This window comes from Pseudooceanicola lipolyticus (genome assembly GCF_002786325.1).
In the GTDB taxonomy this organism is placed as follows: domain Bacteria; phylum Pseudomonadota; class Alphaproteobacteria; order Rhodobacterales; family Rhodobacteraceae; genus Pseudooceanicola_C; species Pseudooceanicola_C lipolyticus.
The window spans coordinates 1-19,138 of record NZ_PGTB01000073.1 but is presented as its reverse complement, the minus strand read 5'-3'; the positions used below and the strand labels follow the sequence as shown (position 1 = coordinate 19,138).

17 protein-coding genes and 1 pseudogene are annotated in these 19,138 nt (G+C 67.2%); 8 read left to right on the top strand and 10 right to left on the bottom strand.

Annotation, left to right across the window (positions count from 1 at the left end; translation table 11 throughout):
• From CVM52_RS15600 to CVM52_RS15570, 7 genes are all read right to left on the bottom strand, one after another.
• Positions 1-641: GMC family oxidoreductase N-terminal domain-containing protein (locus CVM52_RS15600; protein WP_133119864.1), on the bottom strand; the 641-nt coding region annotated here is incomplete at its 3' end.
• Positions 641-1,288 carry a glutathione S-transferase family protein gene (locus CVM52_RS15595; protein ID WP_100163409.1) on the bottom strand — a complete coding sequence of 216 codons (648 nt, stop codon included), beginning with the start codon at positions 1,286-1,288 and terminating at the stop codon, positions 641-643. The genes CVM52_RS15595 and CVM52_RS15600, both read right to left, overlap by 1 nt.
• A 250-nt stretch (positions 1,289-1,538) precedes the next feature.
• Positions 1,539-2,996, bottom strand: a complete 1,458-nt coding sequence (gene betB / locus CVM52_RS15590; protein WP_100163408.1) for a betaine-aldehyde dehydrogenase — start codon at positions 2,994-2,996, stop codon at positions 1,539-1,541.
• A gap of 44 nt (positions 2,997-3,040) precedes the next feature.
• Positions 3,041-4,549, bottom strand: a complete 1,509-nt coding sequence (gene betC / locus CVM52_RS15585) for a choline-sulfatase (RefSeq protein ID WP_100163407.1) — start codon at positions 4,547-4,549, stop codon at positions 3,041-3,043.
• Complete coding sequence (gene betI, locus CVM52_RS15580; RefSeq protein WP_100163406.1) at positions 4,546-5,118, bottom strand: choline-binding transcriptional repressor BetI; 573 nt, start codon at positions 5,116-5,118, stop codon at positions 4,546-4,548. The genes betC and betI overlap by 4 nt, the downstream gene beginning before the upstream one ends.
• Positions 5,119-5,237: 119 nt before the next feature.
• Positions 5,238-6,143 (bottom strand): DMT family transporter, encoded by a 906-nt coding sequence (locus tag CVM52_RS15575; protein WP_100163405.1) that lies wholly within the window; start codon positions 6,141-6,143, stop codon positions 5,238-5,240.
• Between the two features lie 39 nt (positions 6,144-6,182).
• Positions 6,183-6,782 (bottom strand): LysE/ArgO family amino acid transporter, encoded by a 600-nt coding sequence (locus CVM52_RS15570; RefSeq protein WP_100163404.1) that lies wholly within the window; start codon positions 6,780-6,782, stop codon positions 6,183-6,185.
• Between the two features lie 88 nt (positions 6,783-6,870).
• Here CVM52_RS15570 and CVM52_RS15565 point away from each other — a divergent pair, with 88 nt between their 5' ends.
• Positions 6,871-7,758 carry a LysR family transcriptional regulator ArgP gene (locus CVM52_RS15565; RefSeq protein ID WP_100163403.1) on the top strand — a complete coding sequence of 296 codons (888 nt, stop codon included), beginning with the start codon at positions 6,871-6,873 and terminating at the stop codon, positions 7,756-7,758.
• Positions 7,759-7,810: 52 nt separating this feature from the next.
• Positions 7,811-8,503 carry a nitroreductase family protein gene (locus CVM52_RS15560; RefSeq protein ID WP_100163402.1) on the top strand — a complete coding sequence of 231 codons (693 nt, stop codon included), beginning with the start codon at positions 7,811-7,813 and terminating at the stop codon, positions 8,501-8,503.
• A gap of 139 nt (positions 8,504-8,642) precedes the next feature.
• Here the strand turns inward: CVM52_RS15560 and CVM52_RS15555 are convergent, their stop codons facing one another.
• Positions 8,643-9,200: a fasciclin domain-containing protein gene (locus CVM52_RS15555; RefSeq protein ID WP_100163401.1), complete on the bottom strand. Its 558-nt coding sequence runs from the start codon at positions 9,198-9,200 to the stop codon at positions 8,643-8,645.
• A gap of 235 nt (positions 9,201-9,435) precedes the next feature.
• Here CVM52_RS15555 and cobS point away from each other — a divergent pair, with 235 nt between their 5' ends.
• The 6 genes from cobS (at position 9,436) to CVM52_RS15525 (ending at position 16,110) form a co-directional block, all read left to right on the top strand.
• Entirely contained in the window at positions 9,436-10,422 is a 987-nt protein-coding gene (gene cobS / locus CVM52_RS15550; RefSeq protein ID WP_100163400.1) for a cobaltochelatase subunit CobS, read from the top strand.
• 242 nt (positions 10,423-10,664) lie between these two features.
• Positions 10,665-11,066: a hypothetical protein gene (locus tag CVM52_RS15545; RefSeq protein WP_100163399.1), complete on the top strand. Its 402-nt coding sequence runs from the start codon at positions 10,665-10,667 to the stop codon at positions 11,064-11,066.
• A 271-nt stretch (positions 11,067-11,337) separates the two neighbouring features.
• Positions 11,338-11,745, top strand: coding sequence for a hypothetical protein (locus CVM52_RS15540; protein WP_133119863.1), 408 nt, complete (start codon positions 11,338-11,340; stop codon positions 11,743-11,745).
• A 96-nt stretch (positions 11,746-11,841) separates the two neighbouring features.
• On the top strand, positions 11,842-13,719 hold the full coding sequence (cobT, locus tag CVM52_RS15535) for a cobaltochelatase subunit CobT (protein WP_100163397.1): 1,878 nt from the start codon (positions 11,842-11,844) through the stop codon (positions 13,717-13,719).
• Positions 13,720-13,909: 190 nt separating this feature from the next.
• Positions 13,910-15,694 carry an aminopeptidase P family protein gene (locus CVM52_RS15530; protein WP_100163396.1) on the top strand — a complete coding sequence of 595 codons (1,785 nt, stop codon included), beginning with the start codon at positions 13,910-13,912 and terminating at the stop codon, positions 15,692-15,694.
• Positions 15,695-15,765: 71 nt separating this feature from the next.
• Positions 15,766-16,110 (top strand): DUF427 domain-containing protein, encoded by a 345-nt coding sequence (locus CVM52_RS15525; protein ID WP_100163410.1) that lies wholly within the window; start codon positions 15,766-15,768, stop codon positions 16,108-16,110.
• A gap of 16 nt (positions 16,111-16,126) precedes the next feature.
• On the opposite strand, the gene CVM52_RS15520 is transcribed toward CVM52_RS15525, so the two are convergent.
• Together CVM52_RS15520 and CVM52_RS27745 are read right to left on the bottom strand one after the other, a co-directional pair.
• Positions 16,127-17,809: a chloride channel protein gene (locus CVM52_RS15520; protein WP_100163395.1), complete on the bottom strand. Its 1,683-nt coding sequence runs from the start codon at positions 17,807-17,809 to the stop codon at positions 16,127-16,129.
• A 192-nt stretch (positions 17,810-18,001) separates the two neighbouring features.
• Positions 18,002-19,138: pseudogene (locus CVM52_RS27745) on the bottom strand (hypothetical protein); the annotation flags it as partial.

Genomic DNA, 19,138 nt, shown 5'->3' with positions numbered 1-19,138 from the left:
AGGCCGCAGGAGCTCCGCTTCAGCGCCGGGCGCAGATAGGCATTGGCCGCCGACCAGCGCCGCCCCTGCCACACGGTCTGGTCCATCGGGCCAAAACCTTCCTGCTGCGCCCCGTTGTAATCCGCCGTCACCGGATAGCCGGCCTGCCGCCCGGCCTCGACAAAGGCGGCGAACAGCGGGTTGTCGCGCGGCCCGCGGGTCACGTGAAGCGGTCCGTCGCGGCCGCGCCAATGCGGGTCGCCGCCATGGCCGCCATCGTGCCAGGTCTCCATCCGCCTGAAATAGGGCAGCACATCGGCATAGGCCCAGCCGGTGGCGCCGCTGGCCGCCCAATGGTCGAAATCCCGGGCATGGCCGCGCACATAGACCATGCCGTTGATCGACGAGGATCCGCCGATCACCTTGCCGCGCGGACAGGCCAGGCGGCGGTGGTTCAGATGCGGCTCGGGCTCGCTGGTAAAGCCCCAGTCATAGCGCCGCATGTTCATCGGATAGCTCAGCGCCGCGGGCATCTGGATAAACGGCCCGGCATCGCTGCCGCCATGTTCCACCACCAGCACCGAGGCGCCGGCCTCGCTCAGCCGGTAGGCCAGCGCGCAGCCGGCCGAACCGGCACCGACGATGACGAAATCCGCCTCCATCACCCGGCCTCGGGGTGCCGCAGCGGGGCGTAGTCGACCATGACATGTTCGGCAAAGGCCGGGCGCGCCCTGAGACGATCGTAATAGGCGGCGATGCCGGGGCGCCCGGCGCGCGGAATGTCGATCTCGAAATAACGAAACAACACATGGCCGATCACGATATCGGCCAGCGAGAATGCCCCGCAGACATAGGGCCCCGCCCCGATCTGCTCCTCGAGTATACCCAGCGCCCGGTCAAACACGGCCAGCCCCCGCGCCAGCGCCGCCTCGTCCCGGTCGGCCGCCGCGGTGCGGACCCGGGCCCAGAAGATCGGCCCGGTGAAGGCGGTGCAAAAGCTGGTCTTGCCCCATTCCGCCCACATGTCCACCGGCGCCCGCGCCACGGAGTCGGCAGGCCAGAACGCCCCGCCATCGCCATATCGCGCCGCGAGATAGCGAAGGATCGCGCAGCTTTCCCAGACCACCAGATCGCCGTCGCGGATCACCGGCACCAGCCCGTGGGGTGACATCGCCCGGAACTCGGTGGTATCGAGCCCGCCATGGACATGGCCGTAATCCAGCCGTTCATGGGCAAGCCCCAGCTCGCCGATCCCCCACATCACCGCCTGCACGTTCGACGAGGTGGCGCGCCCGAAGACCGTCAGCATGACGCCCCTCCGGTGAGTCGCTTCGGGGTCAAGGGGGCGCAGCCCCGCCGCAGGCGGCTTGCCCTTGACGCCGCAGCGACTCGCCCCCGCACAATCGAGCAGGTGACCTGGGGATCACCCTGATCCCTCAGGCACCTCTCAGCGGAAAATGCCCGGCCGCGCCGCCAGCGCCGCGCCGGGACCCGGGCGTCGCCGCGCCGATATCGGCATGGACATGCACGGCAGCGCGCCTTTGGATCCGGTCCCGCCATCAGAACGGCGCCTCGAGGTCGCCCATGCGCACATAGACCGATTTCAGCTGCGAATAATGTTCGATCGCCGCGGCGGAATTCTCCCGGCCCAGCCCCGAGGCCTTGATGCCGCCAAAAGGTGCCTCGACCGGCGCGTCGTTATAGCTGTTGATATAGCAGGTGCCGGCCTCGAACCCCGCCGCCACGCGATGGGCGCGGGCCAGGTCGCGGGTGAACACCCCGGCGGCCAGGCCGAATTCGGTGGCATTGGCGCGCGCCATCACCTCGGCTTCGCTGTCGAAATCCAGCACCGCCATGACCGGGCCGAATATTTCTTCCCGCGCGATGGTCATGGCATCGGTGACATCGGCAAACACTGTCGGCTGCAGATAAAAGCCGTTGCGGTTCAGCCGCTGGCCGCCGGTCACCAGCCGCGCCCCCTCGTCGATGCCCGCGGCGATATAGTCCTCGACGATCTGCAGCTGCCGGGCGCTGACCATCGGGCCGAAATTCGTCTCCGGCTCCAGCGGATCGCCGATCACCGCGGCGCCCAGGCGGTCGGTCAGACGGGACAGAAACCGCTCCTTGATGCCGCGTTGAACGAATACCCGGGTGCCGTTGGAACAGACCTGGCCGGAGGAATAAAAATTGCCCAGGATCGCGCCCGACACCGCGTTGTCCAGATCGGCATCATCAAAGATCAGAAGCGGCGATTTGCCACCAAGTTCCAGCGTCACATGTTTCATCCCCGCGGCGGCGGCGGCATAGACGCGGCGCCCGGTGGGCACCGAGCCGGTCAGCGACACCTTGGCGACGCGGGCATCGCCCACCAGCGCCGCGCCGACCTCGCCCATGCCCTGCACCACGTTGAACAGCCCGGCGGGCAGCCCGGCCTCGTGCAGGATCTCGGCCAGTTTCAGTGCGCAAAGCGGCGTGGTCTCGGAGGGTTTGAAGATCATCGCATTGCCGCAGGCCAGCGCCGGCGCGGCCTTCCAGCAGGCGATCTGGGTGGGATAGTTCCAGGCGCCGATGCCGACGCAGACCCCCAGCGGCTCGCGCCTTGTATAGACCCAGTCCTCGCCCAGCGGAATATGCTGGCCGGTCAGCGTGCCCGCCAGGCCGCCGAAATAGTCCAGCGCATCGGCGCCCGAGGCGGCATCGGCCACCGAGGTCTCCTGATAGGGCTTGCCGGTGTCATAGGTCTCCAGCACCGACAGGTCGTGATTGCGGGCGCGGAGGAGGTCGGCGGCGCGGCGCAGGATGCGGCCGCGCGCGCTGCCGCTGAGCGTCGCCCAGCGCGTCTGCGCCGCATGCGCCGAGGCGATGGCGCGCTCGACGATCTCCGGCGTCGCGGCGTGCACCCGGCCGATCACCTCGCCGGTGGCCGGATAGATCACCTCGATCTCGGTGCCGGCGGCGTCCTCGACATAGGCGCCGTCGATAAAATGGCTGGCGGTGGGCTGGGTGGGATAGGTCATGGCCGTTTTCGCCTCCGGCGCGAGCAGGTTTCAGGAGCAGAAGATCATTCGCCGCGCGGAAACCGCTGGCGGTCCTCCAGCACGTTCAGATCCATGTGGTTGCGCATGTAACGTTCCGAGGCATCGCGCAGCGGCTGGTGATCCCAGGGGTAATAGCCGCCCTGGCGCAGCGCCGCATAGACCACCTGGCGGCGGGCCTGGCTGGCGCGCACCTCGGCGTCGAAACGGTCGAGATCCCAGCGGGCCTCGGACTTGGCCCTGAGCGCCTGCAGGGTGCCGGCATGGGCCGGCTCGCCGGCCAGGTTGGTCAGCTCCTGCGGGTCGGCCTCGAGGTCGAACAACTGGTCGGGATCCAGCGCGCAGCGATTGTATTTCCACCGGCCATAGCGCAGCGATACCAGCGGCGCATAAGAGCCTTCGGCGGCATATTCCATCGCCACCGGGCTGGTCCGCGCGGCTCCGTTGGCCAGGTCCGAGATATCCTCGCCATCGGTCCAGGGCGCGATCTCGGCCATGTCGATCCCGGCCAGGCGGCCCAATGTCGGGGTCAGGTCGATGGTCGACACCGGCGTTTCCACCAATCCCGGCTGCATCCCCGGCGCCGCGATCATCAGCGGCACCCGCGCCGCGCCTTCGTAAAACGACATCTTGAACCACAGCCCGCGCTCGCCCAGCATGTCGCCGTGATCCGAGGCAAACACCACGATGGCCTCCTGCCGGGTGTCTTCGAGCACCTGCAGCAATTCCCCGATCTTGTCGTCGAGATAGGAGATATTGGCGAAATAGGCGCGGCGCGAGCGGGCGACATCGGCGTCGGTGATGTCGAACTTGCGCCAGTCATTGGCGTCGAACAGCCGCTGCGCATGCGGATCCTGTTCGGCATAGGGGATCGGCGCCACCTGCGGCGCAAGATGGGCGCAGTCGGCGTAGAGATCCCAGTATTTGCGACGGGCGACATAGGGGTCGTGCGGATGGGTGAAACTGACGGTCAGGCACCAGGGCCGGGGATCGGCCGCCCGCGCCAGGTCGTACAGTTTCATCCGGGCGAAATGCGCCACCTCGTCGTCATATTCCATCTGGTTGGTGATCTCGGCCACCCCCGCCCCGGTGACCGAGCCCAGGTTGTGATACCACCAGTCGATGCGCGTCCCCGGCTTGCGGTAATCCGGGGTCCAGCCGAAATCGGCCGGGTAGATATCGGTGGTCAGCCGCCGTTCAAAGCCGTGCAGCTGATCGGGGCCGACAAAATGCATCTTGCCCGACAGGCAGGTGAAATAGCCGGCGCGGCGCAGGTGATGGGCATAGGTGGGAATGTCGCTGCGGAACTCGGCGGCATTGTCATAGACGCCGGTGCGCGACGGCAGCTGGCCGGACATGAAGCTTGCCCGCCCCGGCGCACAGAGCGGCGAGGCGGTATAGGCATTGGCAAAACGGGTCGACCGTTCGGCCAGCGCTTTCAGGTGGGGCGCATGCAGCCAGGCGGCCGGGCCGTCGGGGAACAGCGTGCCGTTCAGCTGGTCGACCATCAGGATCAGGATGTTGGGCCGGCTCATGAGCCACCGCGGGTCAGCAGCGCCAGCATCTCCAGCGCGTTGTCGGTGGCCCGTTCCGGGGTGTCCGGGTGGTGCAGCGCGGCGCGGATATAAAGCCCGTCGATCAGCGCCGCCAGCGTTGCCGCCGCCGCTTCGGGATGCCGGATCTGGCCGCGCAGCGCATGGGCCAGGTTCGACCGGATGCGGTGCTGATAGATCCGCCACAGCCGCAGCGCCTGCGGGTTGGTCTGCGCCAGCACATAAAAGGTCATCCAGGCGCTGATCACGTCGGGGGTGAAACAGGAGGGCGCGAAAGAAGCGCGGATGATTGCCGCGGCGCGCTGGCCTTCGGGCGCGGCGGCCAGCCGCTGGCGCACCTCGGCGCCGAAATCGGTCAGGATGCGGCGCATCGCGGCCAGAAAGATCTCGGTCTTGCCGCCGAAATAGTGATGCGCCAGCGCACTGGACATGCCGGCGCGCCGCGCGATCTGGCTGACCGTCACGTCCAGCGATCCCGCCGCGCCGATTTCGGCGATCGTGGCCTTGACCAGCGCCTCGCGCCGGATCGGTTCCATTCCCAGTTTCGGCATCCCGCCTCCGCCCTGTGATGCCGGACAAGGCTAGGATCAGGTTATTGACCCGTCAATCAACAAAAACTCCGGACACGGGAAATCCGCGCCGCTGACACGGAATCGGTTGGAATCCGGCGTCAGAACCGGGTGGCGGTGTCCGGCGGCGTCATCGCGCGGCGGTTCAGCTGCGCCTCGCGCCAGGTGATGAAGGTGACCGCGCCGAGAATCACCCCGCCGCCGACCACCACCCACAGGTCCAGCGCTTCGCCAAAGACCAGCACCCCCAGCAGCGTCGCCCAGATCAGCTGCAAAAACGTCACCGGCTGAGTCACCGCAACCGGGGCCGCGGCAAAGGCCAGCGTCATGGTGTAATGCCCGGCGGTGGCAAACAGCGCGACGCAGCACAACACGGCGATCTCCTGCCAGGTCGGCGGCACCCAGACCGCCCAGGCCAGCGGCGCCAGCGCCAGCGTGACCAGCAACGTCAGCATCGCGTTCACCATCAGCGGCCCGGCCTTGTCGACCGTGACCTTGGCTAGCAGGTAAGACCCGCCAAAAACCAGGGCCGCCGCCAACATCGCCCAATGTCCGGGTCCGATCTCGCGCAATCCGGGGCGCAGCACGATCACCGCGCCCACCACCGCCGCCACCACCGCGGCAATTCGGCGAAAGGCCAGCTTTTCCCCCAGAAACAGCGCCGCGCCCAGGGTGACATAGACCGGGGCGAGGTAGTTGATCGCCGTCAGGTCGGCGATCGGGATACGCGGCATCGCAAAAAACCACAGGATGACCCCAAGACTGTGCATTACGCCCCGCGCCCCGAACTGAATCCACAATCTGCGATCAACCGGCACGTGGCGCAGACGCCAGAACAGCGGCGTCAGCAGCAGGAAACCGATGAAATAGCGCAGGAAGGCCGATTGCGTCGCCGGCATCCGCGCGCCCAGATATTTGACCAGCGCGGTGACCATGACAAAGCACAGGCCGGTGACCAGCATCCAAAAGATTGCGACAAGGGGGCGCTGCGGGGTGGTCTGGCTCATGCCGCCGTTGAATACCCAATCCGTCGCCTTGGCAACCCTTCACATGACAAGCAGTTTGCAGGCCAGCGCCGCCATGACCAGCCCGACGGCGGTGTCGAACACCCGCCAGGCCTGCGGCCGGGCGAACAGAGGCGCCAGCAGCCGCGCGCCATAGCCGAGCGAAAAGAAGAACACGAAACTGGCCAACATCGCCCCCAGGCCGAACCAGAACGGGCTGGCCGATTGCGACGCCACCGAGCCGACCAGCACCACGGTGTCGAGATAGACATGCGGGTTCAGCCAGGTAAAGGCCAGGGTGATGCCCAGCGCCGGACCCAGCGCCAGCGCGCCCTGCCCCTGCGCCGTCAGCCCACCGCTACCGTGCCAGGCCGCGCGCAAGGCCATCACCGCATAGGCGGCCAGGAAGGCGGCACCGGCCAGCCGCATCAACGGCCCGATCCAAGGCGCGGCCTGCACCAGCACGCCGAAGCCCGCCACCCCGACCGCGATCAAGGCGGCGTCGGACAGCGCGCAGGTCAGGCAGATGGCAAAGACATGCTCGCGCCGCAGCCCCTGCCGCAGCACAAAGGCATTCTGCGCCCCGATCGCCAGGATCAGGCCAAAGCCAAGCGCGAAACCATTGAAAAAGACGACAACCATAAGACCTTCCGGGATGTTGCGCCGGTTGACTAACCCTGCGAACCGATGCAATCCAGTTAAATAATCTTGCGTCAGATAAGTTTGGCTAATGCAGTTCGATCCCGATCATCTGAGCGCCCTTGCCGCCATCCTTCGGCGGGGCAGCTTCGAGGCCGCGGCGTCCGAGCTTGGCGTGACCCCATCCGCCATCTCCCAGCGGATCCGGACCTTCGAGGACCGGATCGGCGCGGCGCTGATCAACCGGGGCAGCCCCTGCAGCGCCACGCCGATCGGTGCCCGGATCGCCCGCCATGCCGAGGATATCGGCCTGTTGGAGGCACGGCTGGCGCGCGAGCTGGGCTTCGACACCACCGCCAATCGCCCGGTCGCCGTGCGCATCGCGGTAAATGCCGACAGCCTGGCCACCTGGTTCGTCCCGGCTTTGGCGGCGGTGCCCGAGATTCTGTTCGACCTGGTGATCGACGATCAGGACCACAGTGCCGAGTGGCTGCAATGCGGCGAGGTCAGCGCGGCGGTCACCTCGGCGACCAGACCGGTCACCGGCTGCGATACCACCGCACTGGGCAGCCTGCGCTATATCGCCACCGCCAGCCCCGGCTTCATGGCCAAGTGGTTCCCGCATGGCGTCACTGCGCAGGCCCTCGCGCAGGCCCCCTGCCTGACCTTCAATCAAAAGGACACACTACAGCGCAGATGGGCCGAGGCGCGAACCGGCAGACGCATCGCCCCACCCTGCCACTATTTGCCGTCGACCCACGCCTTTATCGACGCCGCCTGTGCGGGGCTGGGATGGGGCATGAACCCCGAGATGCTGGTGCGCAGGCATATTCAGACGGGCGGGCTGGTGCCGCTGGCGCCGGCCGCGCCCCTGGACGTGCCGCTGGCCTGGCAGGTCAGCCGGATCATCGCGCCGGCGCTCGACCCGTTGACGCAAGCGGTCAAAGCGGCGGCCGCGCGCGGGCTTGGTCTGGCATGAACTTGCGCCCGTGCCGCCGGCGGGCTAGCCATCTGCCGCAGGAGGACCGGACATGTTTGCCAAAGACGCGCTCAGCTATAGTGCCATTCCCCTGCCCGACCGGCAGGACCTGACCGATGACCAGATGTGCGCCGCCGCGCAGGCATTTTACGACAAGATGCGCATGCGGCACTCGGTGCGCGACTATTCCGACCGCCCGGTGCCGCGCGCGGTGATCGAAAACTGCCTGCGCACCGCCGGCTCGGCGCCCTCGGGCGCCAATCACCAGCCCTGGCATTTTGCCGCCATCGCCGAGCCGGCGATGAAAGCGCGGATCCGGGCCGAAGCGGAGGAAGAGGAACGCCGCTTTTACGCCGGTGGCGCGGGCGACGAATGGATCAAGGCGCTGGAGCCGATCGGCACCACCGCCGACAAGCCGCACCTGACCATCGCGCCCTGGCTGATCGTGGTCTTCGCCCAGCGCTGGGGCGAATTCGATGATGGCACCCGGTTCAAGAACTATTACGTGCCCGAAAGCGTCAACATCGCCACCGGCTTTCTGCTGGCGGCGCTGCACCATGCCGGGCTGGCGACGCTGACGCACACTCCCAATCCGATGAAATTCCTCGCCCCGGCGCTGGGCCGGCCGGCCTCGGAAAAACCGACGATGATCATCGCCGTCGGCCACCCTTCTGCGGATGCGACCGTGCCGCAGGTGGCCAAGATCAAGAAGCCGCTGAACGAGATCTCGAGCTTTTTTGAATAAGACCAACCGGGGCTGAACGGCAACGTGGCGGCCCCGGCGCGGCAATGCAAAACGGCCGAGGGGGCAACCCCCTCGGCCGGTCGGCGCAGTTATTTTCCTGCCGCCTAAGGAGCAAGCGGCGGCAGAAGCGTGGAGAGAGTTACTGCGCCGGCAGCAGCACGGTGTCGATCACGTGGATCACGCCGTTGGACTGGTCGACATTGGCGATGGTGACGGTGGCGGTGCGGCCGCGCTCGTCTTCCAGCATGATTGTGTCGCCGTCATAGGTTGCCTGCAGGGTGCAGCCGCCCACGGTGGGCACCGGATGGCTGCCGCCATCATCGTCGATCATCGTCTTGATCGCATCGGCCATCGCCTCGGCGGCGACCACGTGGCAGGTCAGCACCTTGGTCAGCGCGTCCTTGTTCTCGGGCTGCAGCAGCGATTCAACCGTGCCTTTCTGCAGCATGTCAAATGCGGCATTGGTCGGTGCAAACACGGTGAAGGGCCCTTCGCCCGACAGCGTCTCGACCAGACCGGCCGCCTTGACCGCTGCCACCAGCGTGGTGTGGTCGGCCGAATTCACCGCGTTTTCGACAATATTCTTGTCGGCATACATCGCCGCGCCACCCACCATCGGGTTTTCCGCCGCCTGCAGCGCGGGGGCGGACAGACCGGCGATCAGGGCTGCGGCGGTCAGTGTCTTATACGTGAACATATTGAACTCCTCGAAACTGTCTGGTCAAAGCCCCAGCTCCTCACCGGGGTCACTCGCAAATACGGTGGCTCGTCGGAAAGAGTTTCAAAATTGCGCAAAAAAAAATTCGCGTCGGTTTTGGGCGGCAGCTTATCGCGCCGGACGCGGCCCTCTGCCCCTTGCCCTTGGCGGGGATATGGTGCACCACGTTGCAGTCCGGCAATCCGGCCGGGGCAGAGTGACAAGGACGACGGGCATGGCCGACGGCGGAATCGATATGAACGCGAAACCCAGCGAAGAGCTGTCGGTGCAGGAGATCTTCGGCATCGACACCCCGATGCTGGTCAAGGGCTTTGCCGAGCGGACCGACCGCGTGCCCGAGATCGACCCGACCTACAAGTTCGATCCCGATACCACGCTCGCCATCCTGGCCGGCTTCAATCACAATCGCCGGGTGATGATCCAGGGCTATCACGGCACCGGCAAATCCACCCATATCGAACAGGTCGCCGCGCGGCTGAACTGGCCCTGCGTGCGCGTCAACCTGGACAGCCATATCAGCCGGATCGACCTGATCGGCAAGGACGCGATCAAGCTGCGCGACGGCAAGCAGGTGACCGAGTTTCACGAGGGCATCCTGCCCTGGGCCCTGCGCAACCCGGTTGCCATCGTCTTCGACGAATACGATGCCGGCCGCGCCGACGTGATGTTCGTGATCCAGCGGGTGCTGGAACATGACGGCAAGCTGACGCTGCTGGACCAGAACGAGATCATCACTCCGAACCGCTATTTCCGCCTGTTCGCCACCTCGAACACCGTGGGTCTGGGCGACACCACCGGGCTGTATCACGGGGTGCAGCAGATCAACCAGGCACAGATGGATCGCTGGTCGCTGGTGGCGACGCTGAACTATCTCAGCCACGATGCCGAAGTTGCCATCGTTCTCAGCAAGGCGCCGCATTACAACAATGAAAAGGGCCGCAAGCGGGTCAGCCAGATGGTCACCCTGGCCGATCTGACCCGCACCGCCTTCATGAATGGCGACCTGTCCACGGTGATGAGCCCGCGGACGGTGATCACCTGGGCGCAGAATGCCGAGATCTTCCGCAATGTCGGCTATGCCTTCCGGCTGTCCTTCCTGAACAAATGCGACGAGCTGGAACGCCAGACCGTGGCCGAGTTCTATCAGCGCTGCTTTGACGAGGAACTGCCCGAAAGCGCCGCCAGCGTCAGCCTGGGCTAACCAGCCTCCCATTCCTGCCAACGGGCCGTTCCCCTGCCGGGGTGCGGCCCGTTTTGCTGTGACCCGCCGCTCCTTTCCCGCGTCCTGAATTGCGGCAGGCGGTGCTGTCGCTTCCCTCGCATCGTCACCTCGCCGCCCCGGTTTGGCCGGAAAGCCGCGCAATCCTGCGGGGTGCAGAGGCAATATTAAGGATCGTCGCTTAGCATCTGGCAACCGGTCTTCACGGCATGATGGTGACAGTCATGAACGTCACGAAACCCGTCCTGGCAGCCCTGGTGGCTGCATCTCTCCCGGTCGCTGGTGCGGCTGCCCCGGCCACGAATGGCGCCGCGCTGGACCCGCTGGTCAGAACCTTCGCCACCTGCACCGGTCGCCTCTCGGCCCTGATGGAACATCAGTGGCTGATGGGGCTGGACGGCTCGGAATACACCCAGAAGCGCCGCAACCAGATGGCAACCCTGCTGGAGGCGGTGATGCGCCCCGGAACCGGCCCCCAGGTGCTGGCGCTGCGGATCGAGGCAAAATTCGCCCTGGCGCAGCTGTTCAGCCGGATGACCTTTGGCCGCGACGCGCAGGATGTCGCCTGGGCCGCCAACCGGGTGGAGGTTGAACTTGCCGCCTGCGACGGGCTGCTGCTGGGATGACCCGCCCGGCGCCCCGCCCGGCGCCAAACACCGCCCTGGGCAAGGTTTGCGCCACCTTCTGCGCCGCCGCAGGCACAGAATCTCGGGCCGCCTCCCGGAGCCGCGCGGGCGCGCCCAAGATTTGGGCGGCGGCACCAGATATCGCCGCTTACCCGCAGACGACAGCATAAACTTGTTGCAAAAAATTCATATTGACTATGCAATGCCAATCATAATGATATCACTTGTATATACAATTAGACCTGTTCACAGTCCAAGGTAGACGTCCAACATGCCAAAGACAGCACTCGGTTTAACGTTCCTTCTCGCCCTCGCCCCGCTCGCGGCACCGGCCGCGCCGGCGATCCCGTCGCAGTCGCGCGAACGAGTGGAAATCTTTGCCACCTGTTCGGGCCGGCTGGCGGCGCTGGTCACCCGGCAGAAGGCCCTGGGCGAGGCCGCCGCCGCAAAAAATGACCGCCTGCGCGCCGAATTCGACCTGCTGGTTGACGCCATCCTGCCCGATGCCCTGGCCGATGGGGTCGCGCAGCAACAACCGGACCGCTGGCGCATCGGCGGCTGGAGCGAGATCGCGCTGTTGCTGGCCGCCGCCGAACATGGCGTTGACCCGCGCCGCGCCGACACCGCGCGGCTGACGCTGACCTCGCGCATCGAAACCTGCACCGACCTGCTGCTCTGACCCACTGGCGCGGAATTTCCGTCCGCGCGCTATGGTCAACCCTGCCAATCGGGCTTAGTCTGCGCTCTCGACACGCGACGACCAGAAAGCCCGTGCATGGCGCAGAAATCCGACAACCCGGCCGACCCGTTCAAAAAGGCGCTGGCCGAGGCCACCAAGGTGATGGCCGATGACCCCGAACTGACGGTCAGCTATTCCGTCGATCCCTCGGGCCTGACCGGCGAGGCGATGCGCCTGCCCCAGGTCAGCCGCCGCATGACCCGCGACGAGGTGCTGCTGGCACGCGGCACCGCCGACGCGCTGGCGATGCATCGCAAATACCATAACGAGGCGACCCATGCCCGCTATTCGCCGCCGGGCGACATGGCGCGCGACCTGTACGAGGCGATGGAAACCGCCCGCTGCGAGGCGATGGGCGCCCGCGACATGCCCGGCACCGCCGGCAATATCGACGCCAAGATCGGCCATGACGCCACCCGTCGCGGCTATGACCAGATCCGCCAACCCGCCGATGCGCCACTGGCCGCGGCGGCGGGCTATCTGGTGCGCAACCTGGCCACCGGACGCGCGCTGCCCAAAGGCGCGCAGAACGTGATGGACCTGTGGCGCCCGTTTATCGAGGAACAGGCCGGCGGTACGCTGGAAAACATCGAAGCGCTGCTGGACGACCAGACCGCCTTTGCCAAGCTGGCCCGCCAGGTGATCCGCGACCTGGGCTATGGCGACCAGCTGGGCGACGACCCCGACAGCGAGGACGAAAACCAGGACGACCAGGCCCAGGAGGATTCCGACGACCAGGAACAGCCCGATTCCGCAGGTCAGGATGACAGCGAGGATCAGGACGCCGACGCCGACCCGGAACGCGCCCAGGACGATCAGCAGGACCAGGCCGAGGCCCAGGTCAGCATGGATGACCTGGCCGACGAGGAGATGGGCGAAGATGCCGAGATGCCCGAGGGCGAGGCGCCGCTGGAACCGCCGCCGCCGCCGCCGGTCTCCGAGGCCGACCCGGATTACCGGGTGTTCATGTCCGATCACGACGAGGAAATCGCCGCCGAGGACCTGGCCGAACCGGCCGAGCTGGAACGGCTGCGCGCCTATCTCGACCAGCAGCTCGACCCGCTGAAAGGCGCGGTCAGCCGGCTCGCCAACAAGCTGCAGCGCCGGTTGCAGGCGCAACAGAACCGCAGCTGGGAATTCGACCGCGAGGAAGGCATCCTCGATGCCGGGCGGCTGGCCCGCGTGGTCGCCAACCCGACCACGCCGCTGTCCTTCAAGGTCGAAAAGGATACCGAATTCCGCGACACCGTGGTGACCTTGCTGCTGGACAATTCCGGCTCGATGCGCGGCCGGCCGATCAGCATCGCGGCAATCTGCGCCGATGTGCTGGCGCGCACGCTGGAACGCTGCTCGGTCAAGGTCGAAATCCTCGGCTTTACCACCCGCGCCTGGAAGGGCGGTCAATCGCGCGAGGCCTGGCTGGCCGAGGGCCGCCCGCAGCAGCCCGGCCGCCTGAACGACCTGCGCCACATCGTCTACAAACGCGCCGACGCCCCCTGGCGCCGCGCCCGGCCCAACCTGGGGCTGATGATGAAGGAAGGTCTGCTGAAGGAAAACATCGACGGCGAGGCGCTGGAATGGGCGCATCGGCGGATGGCCGGCCGGCGCGAGGCGCGCAAGATCCTGATGGTGATCAGCGACGGCGCCCCGGTGGACGATTCGACCCTGTCGGTGAACCCGGCGAATTACCTGGAGAAACACCTGCGCGACGTGATCGCCATGGTCGAGAAACGCAAGATTGTCGAACTGCTGGCCATTGGCATCGGCCATGACGTCACCCGCTATTACGACCGCGCGGTGACGATCACCGATGTCGAACAGCTGGCCGGCGCGATGACCGAACAGCTGGCCGCGCTGTTCGACAGCGACCCGCGCGCGCGGGCGCGGGTGATGGGGATCAAGCGGGCAGGCTGAGGACCAACCCCGGCCCGGAACAAGGCGCGCAGCGCCGCCGGGCCAGCGGCGGCCGGACCCGACGGGCTGCCGCCGGCCCGGCTCACCCGATGCGATTGAACTGGCCTCACCCCCCCTGCAAATTCATGGGGTTGCACTTGCCCCCGGTTCGCGGTTCCTTCGTCGCCGCAGAAACAGGCGGAGTCCCGGCATGTTCCAGACCTTCGAAGTGACCGCGCGGCCCGAACAGGGCCCGCCCCGGCTGGCCGCGCTGCGCGCGGAGTTGGAGAACGAGGGACTCGACGGCTTCCTGGTGCCGCGCGCCGATGCGCATCAGGGCGAATATGTCGCCGCGCGCGACGCGCGGCTGGCCTGGCTCACCGGCTTTACCGGCTCGGCCGGGTTCTGCGCCGCACTGCGCGAGGTGGCCGGGGTATTTGTCGACGGCCGCTATCGCACCCAGGTGAAACAGCAGGTGGCCGAGGCCTTTACCCCCGTGCCCTGGCCCGACATCCAGCTGGCCGGCTGGCTGAAAGACACGCTGCCACAGGGCGGGCGCATCGGATTCGACCCCTGGCTGCACACGGTGGCCGAGGTCGAGCGCTGGGGCAAGGCGCTGAAGGACAGCGGCCTCGAGATGGTGCGCAGCGCTAACCTGGTCGACCGTATCTGGACCGACCAGCCGCCGCCGCCGATGCAGCCGGTCAAGGCGCATCCGATCGAATTTGCCGGCGAAACCGCCGACAGCAAGATCTCCCGCCTGGCCGCGGATCTTCGCGCCGCCGGCCATGACGCCGCGGCGATCACCCTGCCGGATTCGATCATGTGGCTGCTGAACATCCGCGGCTCGGATGTCGAACGCAACCCGCTGGCGCATGGCTTTGCGGTGCTGCATGGCGACGGCCGGGTCGATCTGTATATGGCGGCGCAAAAGCTGGGCGATCTCGACCTGGGCCAGGCGGTCACGGTGCATCCGCCCGAGACCTTCCTTGACGGGCTGCGCGCGCTGCAAGGCCGGGTGCGGCTGGACAAGGCCAGCGCACCGCAGGCGGTGGCCGACGCGCTGGAGGGCAAATGGGTGGCCGGTGACGAACCCTGCGCCCTGCCCAAGGCGCGCAAGAACGCCGCCGAGATCGAAGGCTCGGCCCAGGCGCATCTGCGCGACGGCGCCGCGATGGTCGAATTGCTGGCCTGGCTCGACGCGCAGCCGGCAGACAGCCTGACCGAGATCGCGGTGGTGACGCAGCTGGAGCAGTGCCGCAGGCGCGACAACGCGCTGCAGGATATCAGTTTCGACACCATCGCCGGCACCGGACCCAATGGCGCGATCATGCATTACCGCGTGACCGAGGAAACCGACCGGCGGCTGGAACACGGCCAGCTGCTGGTGCTCGACAGCGGCGGGCAATACCTGGACGGCACCACCGACATCACCCGCACCATCGCCATCGGCACGCCGGGCGCGGAGGAATGCGCCGCCTTCACCCGCGTGTTGCAGGGCATGATCGCGATGTCGCGGCTGCGCTGGCCCAAGGGGCTGTCCGGGCGCGATATCGAAGCCATCGGGCGGATGCCGCTCTGGCTGGCGGGGCAGGATTTCAACCACGGCCTGGGCCATGGCGTCGGCGCCTATCTCAGCGTGCATGAAGGCCCGCAGCGGCTGTCACGGGTCAGCGAGGTGCCGCTGGAACCGGGCATGATCCTGTCCAACGAACCCGGCTATTACCGCGAGGGCGCCTTTGGCATCCGCATCGAGAACCTGCTGGTGGCGCAATCGTCCCCTACCCTGCCCGGCGGCGATGCCGAGCGCGAGTTCCTGAACTGGCGCACCCTGACCTTCGTGCCGATCGACCGCCGGCTGATCGTCGTCGAGATGCTGACCGCGGCCGAACGGGCCTGGATCGACAGCTATCATGCCGAGGTGGTGGAAAAGATCGGCCCGAGACTGGGCAAAACCGCGCGGATGTGGTTGGATGCCGCGGCTGCACCGCTGTGATACCCGGCTGTTACATAGCCCGGGCAGGACAGCGGTGACAGACGGGGCATCAGGGCATCAAGGGGATGGAAATGGCTGAGCACATCACGATACGCAGGGCTTCGGGCAAATGGTCGGTCCGCGCCGGCGGCGCGGTACTGGGTGAAAGCTCGAATGTCCTGGAACTGTCCGAAGGCGACTACCCCCCGGTGATCTATTTCCCGCGCGAGGACATCGCCATGGCCTTCCTCGACCGCACCGAGAAATCCACCCATTGCCCGCATAAGGGCGATGCCAGCTATTATTCGATCGTGACCCGCTCGACGACGCTGGAAAACGCCGCCTGGAGCTATGAAGCGCCCTATGAGGCCGTGGCCCGGATCAAGGACCACCTGGCCTTCTATACCGGCGAAAACGTCACCGTCGAAGAGATCTGAGGCCGGAAGCGCCCGCTCAGGAATGTTCCTCGGCCGCGGTCGCGGCCAGCGCCCGGTTGTAGGCCTTCAGCGCATCGATGTGGAACAGCGCGCCGACAATCTCCTTGTCCGGCCCGTTGACCACCACCACCGGCAGATAGGCCACGTCGGCGCGATCGAAAATCGGCATCGCCGCCTCCAGCGTCGCGGCGGCGTCGACATACAGCCCGTCCTCGACCATGCGCGCGCAGATCTCGGCATCCGCCGCCCGGCGGTCGCCCATCGGGCGCATCACCGACCCGGCCCGGAACATCGCCAGCAGATAGGCCTGCGGCCCGGCCGCCAGGTGGATGCCGCGCCGCTCCAGCTGGGTCAGGAAGAACGAACGGTCGACCAGGCGCGAGGCCAGCGCCGTCGAGGCCGAAACCGACACCATCACTGCCAGGCCGATCTGCCAATCGCCGGTCAGCTCGAACACGATCATCGTGGTCGAAATCGGCGCGCCCAGCACCGCCGCGGCCACCGCCCCCATGCCGGCAAAGGCATAAAGCGTGTGGGTGCCCGAAACATCGGGCAGGATGCCGGTGGCAACCAGCCCGAACACCAGCCCGGTCAGCGCCCCCACCATCAGCGAGGGCGAAAACACCCCGCCGCCCATCCTGCCGCCAAAGGTGATCGCCACCGCCACCGTCTTCAGCGCCGCGAATACGATGGCCTCATACAGCAGCAGATCGCCCGACAGCGCCCGCGCGGTGGTTTCATAGCCAACACCGATGATATGCGGGAACCCGATCGCCAGAACCCCCAGCATCGCCCCCGAAATCGCCGGCCGCAGCCAGCGCGGCAGCCGCAGCCGCGCCTGCACGTCATTGCCGACATCCTCGGCAAAGAAAATCGCCAGCATCAGCGCCGCGGCAACCAGGCCACAGATCAGCCCAAGCAGCAGGAAGGCCGGCAGTTCGACATAGAATTTCAGCGCGCCGGGCGTGTTCAGCGCAAATTCGGCGACATCGCCCAGTTCCAGCCGGTTGATCACCGTCCCGGCCACCGCGGCGATGGCGATGGGCGCAAAGGCATGCACCGCGAAATGGCGCAGCACCACCTCCAGCGCGAACAGCGCCCCGGCAATCGGCGCGTTGAAACTGGCCGATACCGCGGCGGCCACGGCACAGCCCAGCAGGTCGCGGCCGGTGACGCCATCGGCATGGATGCGGCGGCACACCCAGGTCGACACCACCCCGGCCATATGCACCACCGGCCCTTCGCGCCCGGTCGACCCGCCCGAGCTGAGCGTGATCAGCGAGGCCGCCATCGAGGCCAGCCCCGCCCGCGTCTCGACCCGGCCATCCTGCAGCGCCGCGCCCTCGATCACATCCGCAACGCCGCGCACCCGGCCGTCCCTGGTGAACCGGTTCAGGATCAGCCCCACCGCCAGCCCGCCCAGCACCGGCAACAGCAGGATCCAGTACCAGGGCAGCGACTCGGCAAAGCTGTGCAGATACTGCACGTCATCGGTGCCATAGAGCGCCGCCTGCAGCGCCTCGATCCCCAGCCGGAAAAACAGCGCCGCAAAGCCGGCGACGATGCCGATCAGCAGCGCGATGAACCAGAACTGCACCTGGCTGGGCCCGCGCCGCCGCAGCACCCGCCAGCCCTCGCGGCACGACAGGCGGGCCTTGTCGAAATGCTGGGCCAGAACAGAGGGGCGCGGATCGGTCATGGCGGTCCTTGGCTGCGGTGGTTCCTGTTTAGGTCAGGAACCGGGGGCGTTAAAGCCCCCGCGCCGCGGCCCGCGCCCGGCGTGGCGGCAAGGTCAATGCACAGTTGATGTGCTGCATCCTCTCCACAGGGCAGAGGCGTGATAGATCGAGGTTTCTGCGCCGGCTGTGGATAAGGTTCACAGGCCCGCTGATTAGCCGTCCAGCAGCGCGCGGGCGGCGGCGCGGGCCTCGCTGGTGATGGTGTCGCCGGCCAGCATGCGGGCGATCTCGTCCACCCGGTCGGCAGCGGCCACCGGCACCACGGTGGACAGGGTCGAAGCCTGCGCCACCTGTTTCTGCACCCGCCAGTGATAGGCGCCGCGCGCGGCAACCTGCGGCGAATGGGTCACCACCAGCACCTGGCCATTCTCGGCCAGCCGCGCCAGCCTGCGGCCCACCGCATCGGCAGTGGCGCCGCCAACGCCGCGGTCGATCTCGTCAAAGATCATCGTCACCCCCGACTGCTCGCCGGTCAGGCAGACCTTCAGCGCCAGCAGGAAGCGGCTGAGTTCGCCGCCCGAGGCAATCTTGTTCAGCGGCCCGGCCGGGGCGCCGGGATTGGTGGCGACGGTGAAGGCCACCGCATCCTGTCCCTCCGGTCCCGGCTCGGCCGCGCTGAGCGCGGTTTCGAACACCGCGCGCTCCATCTTCAGCGGTGCCAGTTCTTCCATCACCGCAACATCCAGCCGTCCCGCCGCCGCGCGGCGCGCTGTCGACAGTTCCCCGGCCGCGCTGTCATAGGCGGCCCGTGCCTGCTCCAGCGCCGCCTCCTGCGCGGCCAGGTCGGCATCGCCGGCATCCAGCGCCGCCAGCCGGGCGCGCAGGGTGCTGCAGAAATCCGGGACGGTCTGCAGCGCCCGCACCAGTTCCAGGCCCAGCTTTTCCGAGATCGCGGTGGGAAAGCGCAGGTCGCCATCCAGGTTCTCGGCCAGGGTGACAAAGCTGCCGATCTTCGAGCGTTTCGAGCGCGACACCGAGTCGAACAGGCCCTGCAGCGCGGTTTTATAGGTCGGGTAGAGCCCCTCGCGATAGGCCTGCACCACGATGCGGGCGCGTTCGTAATGGCTGAGCCCGGCGCGGATCTCGTTTTCCTCGACCATCGCCACATAGGCCGCCTGCATGCTGTCCGGCGTCACGATGCGGGCGCGGATGGTGGCAAAGCGCGGATCGCCGTCGCGCGCGTAGAGCTGACGCAGCGCGGTCAGCCGCCGCCAGCCCGAGATCAGCCCGTGGCTGTGCCCGCCGGCGGGGCGGGGCAGGGCGACCACCTCGATCGGGGTCTGCTGGCC

Bases quoted from the DNA above. Each gene is read 5' to 3' on its own strand.
- CVM52_RS15595 (WP_100163409.1), bottom strand. From the start codon at position 1,288: ATGCTGACGGTCTTCGGGCGCGCCACCTCGTCGAACGTGCAGGCGGTG.
- betB (WP_100163408.1), bottom strand. From the start codon at position 2,996: ATGACCTATCCCACCCAGCCCACCGCCAGCCATTTTATCGACGGCGCC.
- betC (WP_100163407.1), bottom strand. From the start codon at position 4,549: ATGAGCCGGCCCAACATCCTGATCCTGATGGTCGACCAGCTGAACGGC.
- betI (WP_100163406.1), bottom strand. From the start codon at position 5,118: ATGCCGAAACTGGGAATGGAACCGATCCGGCGCGAGGCGCTGGTCAAG.
- CVM52_RS15575 (WP_100163405.1), bottom strand. From the start codon at position 6,143: ATGAGCCAGACCACCCCGCAGCGCCCCCTTGTCGCAATCTTTTGGATG.
- CVM52_RS15570 (WP_100163404.1), bottom strand. From the start codon at position 6,782: ATGGTTGTCGTCTTTTTCAATGGTTTCGCGCTTGGCTTTGGCCTGATC.
- CVM52_RS15565 (WP_100163403.1), top strand. From the start codon at position 6,871: ATGCAGTTCGATCCCGATCATCTGAGCGCCCTTGCCGCCATCCTTCGG.
- CVM52_RS15560 (WP_100163402.1), top strand. From the start codon at position 7,811: ATGTTTGCCAAAGACGCGCTCAGCTATAGTGCCATTCCCCTGCCCGAC.
- CVM52_RS15555 (WP_100163401.1), bottom strand. From the start codon at position 9,200: ATGTTCACGTATAAGACACTGACCGCCGCAGCCCTGATCGCCGGTCTG.
- cobS (WP_100163400.1), top strand. From the start codon at position 9,436: ATGGCCGACGGCGGAATCGATATGAACGCGAAACCCAGCGAAGAGCTG.
- CVM52_RS15545 (WP_100163399.1), top strand. From the start codon at position 10,665: ATGAACGTCACGAAACCCGTCCTGGCAGCCCTGGTGGCTGCATCTCTC.
- CVM52_RS15540 (WP_133119863.1), top strand. From the start codon at position 11,338: ATGCCAAAGACAGCACTCGGTTTAACGTTCCTTCTCGCCCTCGCCCCG.
- cobT (WP_100163397.1), top strand. From the start codon at position 11,842: ATGGCGCAGAAATCCGACAACCCGGCCGACCCGTTCAAAAAGGCGCTG.
- CVM52_RS15530 (WP_100163396.1), top strand. From the start codon at position 13,910: ATGTTCCAGACCTTCGAAGTGACCGCGCGGCCCGAACAGGGCCCGCCC.
- CVM52_RS15525 (WP_100163410.1), top strand. From the start codon at position 15,766: ATGGCTGAGCACATCACGATACGCAGGGCTTCGGGCAAATGGTCGGTC.
- CVM52_RS15520 (WP_100163395.1), bottom strand. From the start codon at position 17,809: ATGACCGATCCGCGCCCCTCTGTTCTGGCCCAGCATTTCGACAAGGCC.